16 protein-coding genes and 1 pseudogene are annotated in these 14,599 nt (G+C 51.5%); 7 read left to right on the top strand and 10 right to left on the bottom strand.

All coding sequences use genetic code 11. The annotated features are described in order from the left end of the window. Nucleotides 1-183: 183 nt before the first annotated feature. From GPK89_RS14695 to srtB, 6 genes are all read right to left on the bottom strand, one after another. The gene (locus tag GPK89_RS14695; protein ID WP_215694293.1) at nt 184-645 is read right to left on the bottom strand and encodes a hypothetical protein; all 462 of its coding nucleotides are present in this window, start codon (nt 643-645) and stop codon (nt 184-186) included. Between the two features lie 43 nt (nt 646-688). After that, nucleotides 689-1,525: a hypothetical protein gene (locus tag GPK89_RS14690; protein ID WP_215694290.1), complete on the bottom strand. Its 837-nt coding sequence runs from the start codon at nt 1,523-1,525 to the stop codon at nt 689-691. Continuing rightward, nucleotides 1,509-1,997 carry an RNA polymerase sigma factor gene (locus GPK89_RS14685; RefSeq protein WP_215694288.1) on the bottom strand — a complete coding sequence of 163 codons (489 nt, stop codon included), beginning with the start codon at nt 1,995-1,997 and terminating at the stop codon, nt 1,509-1,511. The genes GPK89_RS14690 and GPK89_RS14685 overlap by 17 nt, the downstream gene beginning before the upstream one ends. A gap of 317 nt (nt 1,998-2,314) precedes the next feature. Continuing rightward, entirely contained in the window at nt 2,315-2,998 is a 684-nt protein-coding gene (locus GPK89_RS14680) for a histidine phosphatase family protein (RefSeq protein WP_215694286.1), read from the bottom strand. Nucleotides 2,999-3,251: 253 nt separating this feature from the next. Continuing rightward, nucleotides 3,252-4,940, bottom strand: coding sequence for a M23 family metallopeptidase (locus GPK89_RS16390; RefSeq protein WP_252261701.1), 1,689 nt, complete (start codon nt 4,938-4,940; stop codon nt 3,252-3,254). 4 nt (nt 4,941-4,944) lie between these two features. Continuing rightward, nucleotides 4,945-5,691, bottom strand: coding sequence for a class B sortase (srtB, locus tag GPK89_RS14670; protein WP_252261700.1), 747 nt, complete (start codon nt 5,689-5,691; stop codon nt 4,945-4,947). Between the two features lie 114 nt (nt 5,692-5,805). On the opposite strand from srtB, the pseudogene GPK89_RS16385 reads away from it, so the two are divergent. After that, nucleotides 5,806-5,913: pseudogene (locus tag GPK89_RS16385) on the top strand (GNAT family N-acetyltransferase); the annotation flags it as partial. A 351-nt stretch (nt 5,914-6,264) separates the two neighbouring features. On the opposite strand, the gene GPK89_RS14665 reads toward GPK89_RS16385, so the two are convergent. Further along, nucleotides 6,265-6,576: a hypothetical protein gene (locus GPK89_RS14665; protein ID WP_252261699.1), complete on the bottom strand. Its 312-nt coding sequence runs from the start codon at nt 6,574-6,576 to the stop codon at nt 6,265-6,267. Nucleotides 6,577-6,645: 69 nt separating this feature from the next. Between GPK89_RS14665 and GPK89_RS14660 the strand changes: the two genes are divergently transcribed. From GPK89_RS14660 to GPK89_RS14645, 4 genes are read left to right on the top strand one after another with little or no spacing between them, the layout of a single operon-like run. Further along, the gene (locus GPK89_RS14660; protein WP_346344864.1) at nt 6,646-7,188 is read left to right on the top strand and encodes an RNA polymerase sigma factor; all 543 of its coding nucleotides are present in this window, start codon (nt 6,646-6,648) and stop codon (nt 7,186-7,188) included. Further along, nucleotides 7,185-7,916 (top strand): hypothetical protein, encoded by a 732-nt coding sequence (locus GPK89_RS14655; RefSeq protein WP_215694284.1) that lies wholly within the window; start codon nt 7,185-7,187, stop codon nt 7,914-7,916. The genes GPK89_RS14660 and GPK89_RS14655 overlap by 4 nt, the downstream gene beginning before the upstream one ends. A gap of 12 nt (nt 7,917-7,928) precedes the next feature. Then, nucleotides 7,929-8,810 (top strand): ABC transporter ATP-binding protein, encoded by an 882-nt coding sequence (locus GPK89_RS14650; RefSeq protein ID WP_215694282.1) that lies wholly within the window; start codon nt 7,929-7,931, stop codon nt 8,808-8,810. Continuing rightward, on the top strand, nt 8,807-10,060 hold the full coding sequence (locus GPK89_RS14645) for an ABC transporter permease subunit (protein WP_215694280.1): 1,254 nt from the start codon (nt 8,807-8,809) through the stop codon (nt 10,058-10,060). The genes GPK89_RS14650 and GPK89_RS14645 overlap by 4 nt, the downstream gene beginning before the upstream one ends. A 142-nt stretch (nt 10,061-10,202) precedes the next feature. Here the strand turns inward: GPK89_RS14645 and GPK89_RS14640 are convergent, their stop codons facing one another. Both GPK89_RS14640 and GPK89_RS14635 read right to left on the bottom strand, forming a co-directional pair. Next, a complete protein-coding gene (locus GPK89_RS14640; RefSeq protein ID WP_430750611.1) occupies nt 10,203-12,539 on the bottom strand; it encodes a VirB4-like conjugal transfer ATPase, CD1110 family in 2,337 nt (778 codons plus the stop codon). After that, the gene (locus GPK89_RS14635; RefSeq protein ID WP_215694295.1) at nt 12,536-12,934 is read right to left on the bottom strand and encodes a PrgI family mobile element protein; all 399 of its coding nucleotides are present in this window, start codon (nt 12,932-12,934) and stop codon (nt 12,536-12,538) included. Before GPK89_RS14635 ends, GPK89_RS14640 begins: the two co-directional genes overlap by 4 nt. A gap of 82 nt (nt 12,935-13,016) precedes the next feature. On the opposite strand from GPK89_RS14635, the gene GPK89_RS14630 reads away from it, so the two are divergent. After that, nucleotides 13,017-13,259, top strand: coding sequence for a type II toxin-antitoxin system Phd/YefM family antitoxin (locus GPK89_RS14630; RefSeq protein ID WP_078785336.1), 243 nt, complete (start codon nt 13,017-13,019; stop codon nt 13,257-13,259). Then, nucleotides 13,256-13,633, top strand: coding sequence for a type II toxin-antitoxin system death-on-curing family toxin (locus GPK89_RS14625; RefSeq protein ID WP_215694278.1), 378 nt, complete (start codon nt 13,256-13,258; stop codon nt 13,631-13,633). The genes GPK89_RS14630 and GPK89_RS14625 overlap by 4 nt, the downstream gene beginning before the upstream one ends. Nucleotides 13,634-13,670: 37 nt before the next feature. On the opposite strand, the gene GPK89_RS14620 is transcribed toward GPK89_RS14625, so the two are convergent. Next, nucleotides 13,671-14,507, bottom strand: a complete 837-nt coding sequence (locus tag GPK89_RS14620; RefSeq protein WP_215694276.1) for a hypothetical protein — start codon at nt 14,505-14,507, stop codon at nt 13,671-13,673. Nucleotides 14,508-14,599 lie beyond the last annotated feature (92 nt).

Below are 14,599 nucleotides of genomic sequence, written 5' to 3'. Positions count from 1 at the left end.
TTGGTACTCCTTTTGGCATAGCAAAACACCCCACTTGTTAGATAGTATATCATACTGTCTAACAAATGGGGTGCTGTTCACTCAATACTGCCTTGGGGATTTTATTGCGCTTACTATGTGCTAAGTCCAGTACTACTTTTCAATCCTTATATAATGAACACCGTACAAAGCTCTGCTGCTTAGTTATCCTTCAAAAGTACAACTCAAATCCGGCCATGTCTCGTCATCTACTGTATTGCTACTTGGGCACCAAACGAGAACAGAACGCCTATCCGTTCCAGAAGAATTGCACGCACTGCACTGCCAATCTTGAGAATATACCACTGTGCAATAGCATGGATGGCTTGCAGGCGCCTGATGAATTCTGGTTGCATCAACGGTGCCATAATAATGCTTGCTTGTATGATTACCGTTAGCGCATCCACTTTTGGGCATAATCGAGCTCGAAGATTCGGTCGAAGAAAAGCCAACCTTTACAATCGTACCATCATCAAGTTCGATGTCTCGAATGCCCTGGTCATAGGTTTTTTCTGTTGTTTCATTTCCTTTGGCCGTACTTGTATTTGATCCCTGCGCTAAAGCTGCCATAGGAATCATTACCACCAAAGCAAGAATTGCCATAAAAAACGATACTGCTTTATTCATCATTTCCCTCCTAGCGTGTTATCTATGCTCAATATATAAGGATTCAATTTCTTGGGGCACATTCTTCCATTTCGTCCAATATTGCAAGGAAGTCATTTATTGGTATGTCTGCTCGCCCTGACTCCTGCGCCCACACATCTGCGTATATATGATACAGAATATTATCTTTCACAAAGTATGTGTTAATTTGACGAACTTTTCCACCATTCTTTGTTATCGCAATCTGTATCTTTGTTCCATACGGCAATGTGTACTGCATAAATGTAGTGTCCGCTATTCCTATATTCCCCACCGTCAACGAATCGCTTTGACTTTCTGCTCCTATTTGTGTCTCGGCTGTATACCACACAGTATAGTCATTTTCTTCATTATCATTTGCTTTGTATAGCGCTGATGCAAAGACTTTTTCAACATTTCCTTCTTCATCACATTCTGCTGTAATGCCCACCCTTGGCTCTGGATTATTCAAGTTATCTTGCAACCACCTGCTGCTTAACATACTAAGTCCTATTTTATTTACAGCACTTTGCCAACTGTCAACTTCATAAAAGGCTTTCCTGTCAGTATTTGCACTTGCTTGTTCCTTTGCATCCTGCAAAAAATCGTTTGACACATCTTCTTTCGGTGTTCTATAATCAGAAGTCGCAATCTCAAACTCATATTGCCCATACTGCTCACTTTTCCAGTTCAGTTTCACACTTTGGTATATTCCAGCACCAGCCAAAAACAATGCCGCAATCACAACCATGTATTTCCAATGTAGAATGTTGCCATGTTGTTTTACTGGCACAGCAGCGTCAAGAATCACTCTGCGAATTTTTGTTTTTTCACTTTCTCCAAGCACAACATTTTGCATACTGTCTTTATAAGAAGCTTTCATTAAAAGTCTCCTCTCCGAGTAACAATTTGAGTTGTCTACGTGCACGAGTCATGCGCATAGACACCCCAGATTCAGTGAGCTTTAGAATTTTTGCCATTTCGCTTGGTCTATACCCCACATAATAGTAAAGATAAATAACAATTCGATATTGGGGGTCAATTTTCATCAGTGCGTGCATTATTTCTTCTTGGTCTTGAAAGTCCGTTTCACTTGGAATATCCACATTATCAAGTGGAATATATTGCCTGTGCTTATTTTTTCGCAGTAAATCCTTACAACAGTTTACAGTTATCCTCGCCAAAAACGCATCTTCAGATTCTGTTTTTATAGAATGATTTTTCTCAAGAAGTTTTAAGAATACGTCTTGAACAATGTCTTGTGCATCATCTCGATTCATCAAATAACTATACGCCAACCGATACACCGCATCGCTGTGGTGATCATATAAGCGCAGCACTTCCGTTCGCTCCATTGCAGCCCCCCAGATGGTTTCTCTTATTACTATAACGTATGAGGCCATCGTTTTCACACCGGAAAAAATACATTTTACCAACATTTTACTATGTAATTTCTGTTCGTCGGTTCTGGAGTTTGCCCGCCAGCGTTTTTTCCCGCTGACACCCCGGTTCCTTCAGGTTTCACCGCACGGTGGTCACCCTTGCTTTCGGTTAACACTTCCTACTGCCGAGCACGTAGTGGTCTTGCACAACCTAGTTGTTGCCCATGCTGGGCGCACCTAAAAAATAACCATCAGGGATCCGGCATCTGCCAGATCCCTGATGGCCATTGTCATATTGCTTTTTCTGTCGGCTGTGGCCCCTCAAAGCCGGCGACAACCTGCGCACTGCTTTGTAGGCTGATTGGCAGATAGCTTTCGTCTGCCCAACCAATCAATCGCGGATTCAAATCATCATCGTAGACGATTTTGGAAATAGATGTATTGCCCGGCTGACCGAGCGACCACAGATCCCGGATCGGCGTATTCGTCAGGTAACACCCCACTGTCAGAATTGCCCCCATATGGGAGACCACCGCGACATTTTTGCCCTGATTGGCCCGTGCAATGGCCCCCAGCGCAGAGATCATCCGTTTTTGCACATCGGCAAAGGAGTCCCCCTCCGGAATTTTCAGCTTATCAGGGTGGTTTGCCCAGTGATCCAGCTCCTTTGGCCATTTCTCACAAACTTGCTTCGCGGTGAGCGTTTCCCATGCGCCGCAGTTGATCTCCTTCAGGCCGTTTTCGATGTGAATTTGTTTTCTCAGCACTTCTGCAATCGGTGCTGCCGTAGCGATTGCCCGCTGTAAGGGACTTGCATAGATTTCCTCAATGGCGCATTGCTGCAGCTTATAGCAAAGCTCTTGAGCCTGCACAACGCCTTTTGCATCCAATGGAATATCTGTCCATCCGATATAGCGCACCTCTGCATTCCCTGCCGTTTCCCCGTGCCGGATTAGATAGATCGTCGTACTCATGATAACCGCCGCCTTCACTATACTTTCTGGCATTTATAATGGCACACAGGAACTGCAAAATCAAGGGCTTTTACAATATTTTACAGTGTAATTACATTATATACACATTCGTCATCTTTTCATTTTGGGCAGGGGTATTTCATCAACCTATGCGCATGTAGCGTGCCCTTTCTCGTAATAGGTTTGCAAAATAAAAACAGACGATTTTGTTTTTGCACACTGTTTCAACAGCCGTCAAAGATTCTCTTAAACTTTATAGTGTAAAGTATTGCATTGCATCCGCACGGTTGCCCTCGATTCTTACTTCCAGATGCAGATGGCTGCCTGTCACCCGCCCGGTGTGACCAACATAGCCAATGACCTGCCCGGCCTGCACCTGCTGGCCGGTGGTGACGCAGATGGACGAACAGTGGGCGTACAATGTTTCCAGCCCGCCGCCATGGTCGATTTGGATGTAATAGCCGTAGCTGCCGCCCCAGCTGTCAAGGCCATTGGCAACGGTGACGATGCCGTCTGCAGCGGCAAGGATGGGTGTGCCCTCGGCGCAAGCAATGTCGGTGCCAGTATGTGAGCTGACTTCGCCAGTGATGGGGTCCACGCGGTGGCCGAACTGCGAGGTAATCGTACCCGCAACCGGCAGTGGCCATTGCAGCGTGCCCGTTGGCGTGCGGGTGCTGTCAGGAGACATGACCTCTCCCCCGCCCTGTGCAAAGCCGCCGAGCAGTTCCGCCCACAGTTCTTCGTACTGCGGGTCTTGTAAAAGTTGTAGGTAGGTGTTCTGGCGGGTGGTGAAATGATAATCTGCCGCCATTTCGCTCGGCGTTTTGTGGGTAAGTTCGATTACGAGGACGGTTTCGGTTATTTCTGTGGTAGTCGGGTTGCCATCCTCATCGGTAGTGTCTATGGTAGTCGTCTCCGGGTGGGTGGAATAGTCCACTGCATTCATCGCCCACATAGTTTCCCGCAGCTTGTCCACCTGTTCCTTTGTCAGCGCCGCAACGGGTGCGCCCTGCTCATTGCCCGAAACATACGATGAAAAGACCGCCAAGACATCTTGCCAGCGGATGTAGTATACATCATCGTTGGCGGTAATGTCTTGGCGGTCGTGCTGTACCGTATCGGAGATTGTTTCCAGTCTGTCGCGGTACTCTTCGGTCAGGGTTTCTACGGCTTCGCGCACGGCGACGGACGCTGCGTTGGGGGCATCGGCGGCAAAGAAAATGCCGTAAGGCGAACCGGATACAAACGCCACAAGGCAGATGACGATAACAATGCCCAGTGCCGCACCTGCGCCCGCTGCAAGAATCGCTGTAAGGCTGTGCAAATCGGCAAGAAAGTTCCGGATAGCCGAGCGTACCGCCGCAACTGTCTTGCGGGTGCTGCTGGCGGCTTTCTGGATAGCAATCTGCACTTGGCGTGTGCGGATCTGCATTTGCGCTTGGTTCGTTATGTTCCGCACCGTTTCATTTGCGGCGGTGCGTGTCCAGCGCTGACTTTGGGTCACGCCGCGAATATCGCGCGGTGCGGTCTTGGCGGTGACGACTTTTTCTTTTGCCCGCTGGCGGGGCAAATCTGCCCCACGGCGCGGGCGTTGCGCCGCATCGGGCAGCGTGCCGCACTCGACTTGTTTCGGGCTGACACCGCGCTCACCGGCGGCGTGGGCGCGGGCAGCAGCCTCCTTTTGGCGGCGCTGTCGGGCTTGGGTTTCTGCCAATTTCCGCCCCTGACGCAACACAAAAGATGCCGACTGTTCCGCAGCCGAACCCGCAAAATCTGTCGGTTCCTGCTGTCGGGATTCGGTGTCATTTTCCCGCGCGGCGGTGCGGGCTTGTTCCTTCGTTTTTAGCCACACCGCTTTTAGGGCGGCTTTCGGTATCGTCCCTGCCGTACTTTTGGGGGTATGGTCGCGGAGTTTTTGTTTATTCTCTTTTGGCGTTCTCATACTCTCACCTCGGTTCGGTTATACGCTTTGCCACAACGACCACCCTGCTGTTTTTGCCGGAATCGTCGCAGGTGGACAGCGTAAGCAGCTTGTCCCCATAAGCCGCCGTCACGCCGGTTTCGTACAGGGCGGCGTTCTTGCAGGCGTCCACATAAGCGGCAAATTCCTGCGGTGTTTCGGCATCGGTACATCGATAATAGGCAAACTTGTCCTCCGCTTCGCCCTGAAATACCGCCATCACGGTATATTCTGTCTGTGCCGTCAGGGTATCAAATCGGATAATTCTATGCTGCTCCCAAAAGGATTCGCGCTTGTATTGCAGCAGGTCGGAGAACATAGTGCCGTCCTTCATGTTGTGTCCGTACACAAGGATGTTGTCGGATTGCGTTTGCAGGTCGCAGTTTGCCTGCACATACGGGCAGCCATGCGGGGAGTCGGCTTTTTCAAAGTTGTGCTTTAGGTAAAAGTCGGGGTCATGCTTTGACTGCATGACCGGGTAGTTGATGTTGGTGCCGTCAATCTGTATCCACCCGGCGAGGTCGCTGTTTTGCGTGTACGGCGCCTGATACTGCGGCAAAAAATCATTCCCCGTTGACGCGGCGTCACCGGGGAAATTTTCTGTCTGTGCGGCAAGCTGCCGATACATTCGCGCTTGCGTACAGGAGTCGGCGACATAGCGGGCAATACCTGCGGTACTTGCAAGAAAAACAGCGGCAAGGGGTAAAAGCGGGATGCGGTAGAATTTCAACATAGGGTGTCCTTTCTCGGAATCGGTTTGCAAAGGAAAAACGGACGATGTATAATATAGATATGTTCAAGGACTGCGGGGATTTGGAAAACAATATTTTGCAGCACTAAAACATGTTTGAAAATCCGAGAAGTGAAAGAAAAAAAGCAATTCATGTCATTATTGCTATTAGCTGATGAACAGGAAAGTATGGTTGACCGCTATCTTGAGAAAGGTATCATTTTTTCATACAATCACCCTTTTTGAGATTTGTTATGCTCTACGCTGCTATTATAAAGGAACAGGTGGACATAGACTTTGTCCATCTTGAAATTGCATGATAGGTGTAATCATCAACGATACACAGGCCATCACATTTGAGGAAGCGGCAGAAGTCGCATCAAAGAGAAATGGTTCGGATTTGGATTGCTTTACTGCACCAAATTCTGAACGTAAAATCGTAAGATTTTGCGTTCTTCCTTTATGCAGGAAAGCGGCTGCACACTTTCTGCACACCAGTTGCACATTTCCCGAATATCAAGTCTTTTTGCGCAAGATGCGCACTGCCTGCTTTCCTTTGCATAAAAGGAAGAAAAGTTAGGCGAACAAGGCTCTCGTCAACTCTCTGCGTTCGTCTGCGTCCATCAGCCGGATGGCTTCAAGAATCTCCTTGCCGGAGATTTTTGTTGCCGCCGGCTTTTCGTTTTGCCGGGGTTGGGGTGCTGCCGGGGACATATTTGGGGAATAGAAGTTTGCCTCGATCTTCTCGGTCAGCTCCAGCCGGGGCTTGTCCTGTGTGTGGGCGTAGGTATCCATTAAAACGGCGGCAGTCGCATGGCCGATGTTACCCTGCACCGACTCGAGGTCGCCATCCGACTGCAAGAACTGGTAAGAACATAATAAAGGCAATTATTTGAAATTTTTGAAAAAACAGAAATCATTTTGATGATGTTGAACGTTTTAATAGACAGGAAGGGGGTGAACCGTATCCAGACAGAATTATTGCTGCGGAAAGCGCAGAGCGGAGATACGGGTGCGCTGGACACTCTGATTACAGCGTACTATCCACAAATTCTGAACTATTGCCGTTGGCATACAGCGGACGAGCAGCAGGCGCAGGATGCAGCACAGGAAACCTTTTTGAAAGCGGTGTGCTGGCTGGATTCCTGTGGTGGATTTCAGGGGGCATTCCGTCCCTTTCTGTACAAAATCGCAAAAAACATTTGCATCGATCTGAACCGTACGATGAAGCGGACGGAGGTATCGCTGGAGAGCTTGCCGGACGAACCCGCCTATCAGGAAAGCGGCTTTGCTGCGGCAGAGGAGAAAGCAAACCTGCGAGCGCTGACGGCCCAGTTGGAGCCGGAACAGCGGGAACTAGTATTGCTGCGGTTCGCACAACAGCTTAAATTACGGGAGATCGCGCAGATCACAGGTCTGCCCCTGCGCACGGTGCAGTCCCGCCTGCGTGCCGCATTGAAAACCTTGAAAATGCAATTGGAAAAGGAGGACTGGAGATGAATCGAGCCTTTGAAAAAGAACTGTCCAGAGCACTGGCGGCAGAGCCGGACACAGCTGTCCCGGAAACGCTGCTGCGCCGCTGCCGGGCGGAACATGTCGTAAAACAACGGAGTGATTGGCGTGATTTGCTGCACTGCCAGTTCAAATTGCTGGGCTGGAAGGTCTGGGCGTTGGAAGCAATGGCGGCACTGGCGTTGTACAGTGTGGGTCGGGAACTTGCCCTGTGGGAGAAGGCATGGACATTACGCAATGCACTGTTTGGTCTGAGCACACTTGCCATGCTGACAGCCCTGCTCGGTCTGCCGTTTTTATACCGGGCAAGTCAATATAAGATGCTTGAACTGGAACATGCCACATATGCAGGAGTCGGTCGTCCGCTGGTGATGCGGTTTTTGCTGCTGCTGGCGGGGGAAACAATCCTGCTGGGAGTGCTGGTACTCAATGTGCGGGCAGCCGTGCCATGGAGCATCGGGCGACTGCTGGCGGTGCTGACCGTGCCATTCCTGACCGCAAACAATGAGCTGCTTCTGCTGCTGCGCTGGGTGCGCCCGGAATGGATGATGACCGGGGCTGTACCACTGTTTGCAGGGCAGCTGTGTTTGCTGCGGTTCGTGCAATTATCGGAACTGCCGAAAGGTCTGCCACTGGCGGCGGGCGTGCTGGTGCTCTGTATGGTGTTGCAGTGCATCCGGCTTGCCGCCCGGTCAGAATATATTGCAGAAGATTGAAAGGAACAAGTCATGGAACTGAAAATTCAGAATATTACAAAGCGATACCGGGATAAAACGGCGGTGGATGATGTGTCCATCACTCTCACGCCGGGTGTGTGGGGACTGCTGGGGGCGAACGGTGCAGGCAAAACAACCTTAATGCGGATGCTGGCGGGCATTCTGCGGCCCAGCAGTGGCCGGATTTTGTGCGATGGGGTGGAGATTGGGACGCTTGGTGCGGCCTACCGGGAAAAGCTGGGGTATCTGCCGCAGGAATTCGGGTTTTACCCGGAATTCACGGTGCAGGACTATCTGGAATATATGGCGGCACTCAAGGGTCTGCCGCGTACAGAGGCTGCCCGGCAGATCGACGCACTGCTGGAGCGGGTAAGCCTGACTGAGGTGCGCCGCAAAAAGATTGTGAAGCTTTCCGGCGGTATGAAGCGCCGGGTTGGTATCGCACAGGCACTGCTCAACGACCCAGAATTTTTAATTCTAGATGAGCCCACGGCAGGGCTGGACCCTGGAGAACGGGTGCGGTTCCGCAATCTGCTGTCGGAGTTTGCACAGGAACGAATCGTTCTTATTTCAACGCATATCGTTTCGGATGTGGAATACATTGCGGCCGAAAATGCCGTGATGAAGGCTGGTAAGATCATTGCGAAGGACACCACCGAAGGGCTGGTAAAGCGGATTGAGGGCAAAGTCTGGCAAGGAAATATCCCGACGGAAACGCTCTCCCGGTGGGAGCACCGGCTGCGGGTGGTGAACCTGCGCAACGAGCCGGATGGGACGGTAACATTGCGGTATCTGGCAGATGCACCGCAGCTGCCGGACAACGTCCCGGCACAGCCCCGGCTGGAAGATCTGTATCTGTGGCTGTTCCCGGAGGAAATGGAGGAAGCAAAATGAACCTGTATCGTTTGGAATTGAAACGTGTGTGCAAAACTCGTATGACAGCTATTCTGCTGGCCATTGCACTGGTGCTGGCCGTGGTTATGGCATATCTGCCGGTGACCTTTATCGGCTGGACGGAACTGGATGCCAGCGGAAACGAAGTGTGTTACACGGGTCTGAAAGCAATTCGGAAACGGCAGGAGCAGCAGGTATCCGGTACCATCACGCCGGATGTCATGCAGGAAGCACTGGAAGCCTATCAGCGGGTGTACCGGCAGTATGATGCAAGCTCCATCAACGATATCCCGGTCGAGGTGTTTTATAAAGAACTTGCCCGGTATCAGCCTCTTGTGAACAACGCAAAGGAAGCCTTTGCCGACCCGAAAACCGGCATGGCACCGGGCGTGATGGGGCTGACCGCAGAGGATATGCAGAACTTTTACAGCCAGCTCCCAAAACGGCTGGAATCGGTGATCTGGCTGGAACAAAGCGGAAAGCCCGGCTATGAGCAGGCGCAGGCCATTGCACAGAAAAAGTTCGATGCTGTACAAAGACCGTTCACCTATTCATTTGGGGTCAGTCCAGACGCAATGGATTACCAGACCCTGTTGAGCTTGCTGCTCACCCTGCTGTGCGCGGTGATTGCGGCCCCGGTGTTTGCATCGGATGCACAGACCGGGGCGCAGGACATCCAATTGTGCACAAAAAACGGCGGTCTGCGGCTAGCAGCGGCAAAGCTAGCGGCGGCGTTTAGTATCACAGGGGCGGCGTATCTGCTCTGCGGCGTGGTGTGGATCATGGTCACGAATGCTCTATTTGGTTGGGAAAGTACCCAAACTTCCGTGCAATGGCTGTTTTCTGTGACCAGCCTGCTGCCGTATACCGTTGGCCAGATGGAGTGGGTCATGCTGGTGGCAAACTTCCTGATCTTCTTTGCGGAGGTGGCCTTTGTGCTGATGGCATCCGTATGGGCCAAGAACAACCTGACCGCTTTGTCTGTGGCGCTGATCAGTGTGGTGGCACCGCTGATTGTTTATATGGTCGTGCCGGGCTCCTTTGGAGAATGGCTGTCCACCCTGATTCCGGCAGGGGGCATTGGGTTTTCCAATGCATTGCTGTATAAAATGATCAACTTTGATTTTCTCTATGCAGGCGGGCATGCCTTCTTTCAGGCAGATGTACTGCTGGCATCGGCACCGATCAAGATCGTTCTGCTCGTTGGATTGGCAGCATGGGGGTATCTGCGAAAGACCAAGGTGGCTTAAAAGGAAACGCTACTGAAAAAAGTTCATCAGATGCATAGAAAACTGCATCGGATGGTGTATTTGCAAAAACATATATAAATTCCAGTTTGCAGCACCCCTGAGGGACCGCTTCGGCGGTCCTCTATTTTTATAATGCAAAGATTTACTCCCTTTTCTCGGACGGGTTGGTCGACATCAATTTATATAGCTTTGTATGTCGGGGAAAAGAATTTGTAAAAGGCACGATATTCCCCGCGCAGCGAATCAGTCCGCAGCCTGCGGGGACGTTGGTCACATAGCCAAGCTGGTTGTCCGAGATGTTCAGCAGCTTCGCCAGTTCCGCGCGGTCGGTGGCGCTCTGGTTCAGCATCACGAGAAACTCCGAGTTTGCCAGCATCAGGCGGGCGGTGTCGGAGCGCAGCAGTTCGTCCACATTCTGCGTCAGTCCGGTCACAAGTCCGTTGTACTTGCGGATGCGCTTCCACAGCTTATAAAAGAAATTGGCGCTGTACTCATAGCGGAACAAAATATAAAACTCATCGCAGAAAATCCATGTTCTGCGCCCCTTTTTCCAGTTCTGAATGACGCGGTTATAAATGGCATCCAGCGTCACCAGCATCCCCAGCGGCATAAGCTGCTCACCCAGTTCGCGGATGTCGTAGGCAATAATCCGCGCCTGCGTGTCCACATTGGTATGCCGGGCAAAGGTGTTCAGTGTGCCTGTAATGAACAGCTCAGATGACAGCGCCAGCCCCTGTGCTTCGGGTTCGGGCTGCATCTGGAGCAGACGGTAAAAGTCCTGCAGCGTAGGCGGTGTGCCTTTATAGCCGTTGCGAATGTAGGGCAGGTACACCTGCTCGGTGCAGCGGCCGAGGATAGACTTTTCTTTCGCGGTCACCATGCCATCACCGATGAGCTGCTCGAACAGCGACAGCACAAACTCCGACTTGCTGACGATGGGGTTGCGCTCATCACCGTAGGCGCGGTCCATATCCAGCGCGTTGATATGGGTGTCGGACGTGGCCGAGATATGAATGACCTCACCGCCAAGGGCTTCGGTCAGATAGCCGAACTCGGACTCCGGGTCGAGGATGAGAATGTCATCCTCGGTGGAAAGCGCGATCTGCACGATTTCTTCCTTGGCGCTCATGCTCTTGCCGGAACCGGACACGCCCAAACGGAAGCTGTTACCGTTGAGCAGCAAGCGGCGATCCGCTACGATCATGTTCTTGCTGACGGCGTTCTGCCCATAGTACAGACCGTTCGGCTCCATGATTTCCTGCGCACGGAACGGAATCAGCACGGCGGTGCTTTCGGTGGTGAGCGTGCGCAGGGCTTGGATTTTTCGCAGTCCATACGGCAGCACCGTGTCCAGCCCGTCCTTCTGCTGCCAGCGCAGCGTCGAAAGCTGGCACAGGTGCTTGCGCGCCGTGGAGTAGAGCGTTTCGGTGTCGCTGTCAAGCTGCTCCTTATTGTCCGCCAGATGCACCAGTGTCACCAGCCCGAACATCATTCGTTGGTCGCGGGTGGTCAGGTCGTCCAGCATTTCTTTGGTTTCCTTGCGCTGGAGTTCCATATCGTAAGGAACTGTCGCGGTAAAATTGTTGTTGGCGTTCTGGCGGCGCTGCCAGTTGGCAACGTTCGTTTCCACGCCCAGCAGTGTGCTTTGCAGCTGGCGGGCAGCCTCGTCTGTCGGCACCGGCAGGATATCAATGGATAACATCAAGTCACGGTCAAGGTCGCAGAGTTCCGACACAAAGCTGTCCTTGATGTAGCTGGCATAGTCCTGCAAATACAGCACCCTGCCATAGCGGGCATCCAGTTTGAAATGGTCGGCGGCAAATTCCATGCTGTCGAGGCAGAACCAATCCTTGAAATGCTGCCCGCGCTTGGCGTGTTCGTGGATATTGAACTCCGCCGCAGCCTGTTCCCCGGCCTTGAAAAAGTCGCGGAAAATATGCAGGCGCTCGTTCAGCGTTAGTTCGGTTGCTACCGAGGAAAGCTGCGCAAGGTGTGTCACCAGATCCGTGCCGACGCGGGCAAAGTAGCTGCGTGCCTCGTCTGCATTGCGTTTCACCACGCTCACGGTCAGATAGCGCTCCCGCACAATGCTGTTGCTGGTGCCGGTGACCTGTGCGGTCAGCATTTGATTAAACTCGTGGCGATATTCGTCCAGACCATCATCCTTGTCGGGCAGCAGGACGCTGCGCTCAAACTCGGCCTTGTTGATGCGTCGATTGTAAATTGTGATTTTTGCCGATGCGCCGGAGTCGAGGGCGTTCAGCAGTTCCGAGTAATCAAGGAACATACTGGTTTTGTCCTCTTTGCCGGCGATAGCGTAGTTGATGTCGGTAAACGACCACGTCTTGGAATATTGGTTGCCGACTTGGAAAATCCCATCCGCAAAGATGCGGCGGATGGGAATGGTGTCCTGCACACTGCGCGGAATCCGGAACTTTTCGCGTTCCATCTTCTGCGCTTTCGACAGGGTTTTAATCAAGCATTTTCCTCGCTGTCATGGGTGTTTTTCTTCATAGGCAAACCTCTCTTTCGCTTTATGCCCGCGCGAATGACGGGCTGCATGGCTTCGTAATAGTAACTGTCAGACTTGAACACGAGGCGTTTCGGGCAGAGGATTTCGGATTTGAACCAAGCCCAAAGCACCTGTTCGGCGGTCATGCCGTGGTAAGTAAAGAATCCACAGGCGGCAAACGGTGCGGCACCCAAGATGCACATCCAGCCGATTTCTTCGGTGCCGACATACGGCTGCAAGGCAAAGTAAATGCCCACTGCAACACCGACCGCCAGCACCGAGCAAATAAACTGCCGGGTGTTCAAGCCGAAAAAGATGTTTTCGTGGTAGTCGCGGACTTCTTTCGGTATTTTGATTTCTATACTGCATTCCTTCCTTCTTTAATAAATAGGTTGAATTTATCCTATAATTCGTGTATACTATACTTAAAGGAGGCATTGAATTATGGTTATTAACACAGACAATCTTGTATCCATCACGGAGGCCAACCAGAATTTTTCCCGTGTAGCACGGATGGTTGATGAGAACGGCGCGGCGGTCATCTTAAAGAATAATGTCCCGCGTTATGTGCTAATGGAGTTCAGCCAAGTCGAGGACGAGCAACAGGCGAAAGACGAGGACATTCTCGAAATCTCCAAGCGTCTGATTGCCAAAAACAAGCAAGCCTATGAGGTACTTGCCAAATGAAAACGCTGAGCAAGGAACAGGTTTTAAGGCTGCATAATGCTCTGTTGGAGACATTTGGCGGTACTGCCGGCATCCGTGACGATGGTTTATTGGAATCTGCTTTGAATGCTCCTTTTGCTACATTCGGCGGGCAGTATCTATATCCATCCGTGCAGGCAAAGGCGGCACAGCTTGGATTTGGCTTAGTCTGCAATCACCCATTCGTGGATGGCAACAAGCGCATCGGCGCCCACGTTATGCTGGTTTTTCTGGCAATTAACGGAATTGAACTTGACTACACGCAGGAAGAACTGATTGACATTATTTTGCAAATTGCAAGCGGTCGTGCAAAGGCAGCGGATTTGCTGGAATGGATTCTCTATCATCAGGCGTAATATTTGCGGCGCACCATAATGGTGCGTCGCTTTTGCTTTACAATCCCATAATTTCTTTCACAATGCGGTCACAGCCCTTGATGGCTCCCACCAGCACCAGCAGGTTGAACGCCAGTTCCCCGACATAGGTCCATACCGCCGTGACAACGGATGCGCCGGTATCCACGGCGGGTGGGCTGGACGAGATGGCGGAGAAAATGATGCAGGACAGTGCAATCACCACGCCCTGCAAACATACACCTGCGTAACTGCGGATGAAGTTTTTGCCGACGCTGTTGGTGGGTTCGCCAGCAAACGTGGACAGCGGTATCGGCGCAATGGCTGCATACATCCACAGGCTGAACATTCTGCCGTAGACCGTGAGAATCATGGTAAAAGATAAAACCGTAATCAGCAGCCCGCCGATCAGCGTAACCGCCCACAGCGGGATGCTATCCCAAAAGCCCACATTGTTGATGGCGTCAATCAACTCCTGCGGCAGCGATACGCTGCTCATGCCGGAGGAGCCAGACTGCGAAATAATCGTAGATACCATTCCCTGCACAATCGAGAACACCGCCAGCATCAATTCCAGCCCGTAGGTCACCGCGCCTTTTGCCAGTGCAAAGCGGATGAACAGCTTTAGGGCGTGTTCGGGCTTTTTGACTTCCACAAAGCTGCTGCAGGTTTTCATAACACCCACGGCAAAAAACAGCACGAGCAGCCCATAGCCGATTGCCTGCAAGGCACTGTGGATACCGGTCATTACACCCCAGACCTGCCCGCCCTTGAATGTCTGCGGGCTTTCTGTCAGCAGCGACCAAATCTCCGCCAGCTTGTCGTTCCATGTGGAGAGCGCGGCATTTAAGTTGCTGACGATCCATGACTCACCCACAGGGCATCACCACCTCGTATTATAAAGTAGTAGTTATTAGAGTCCCTCTCCAAGGACAAAATGCTACAATAGACAAGGTGCTGTGGATTGGT

The organism is Gemmiger formicilis (assembly GCF_018784445.1).
Classification (GTDB): Bacteria; Bacillota; Clostridia; order Oscillospirales; family Ruminococcaceae; genus Gemmiger.
Note: the sequence above shows the minus strand (reverse complement) of the source record. Positions and strands in the feature narration are given on the sequence as shown.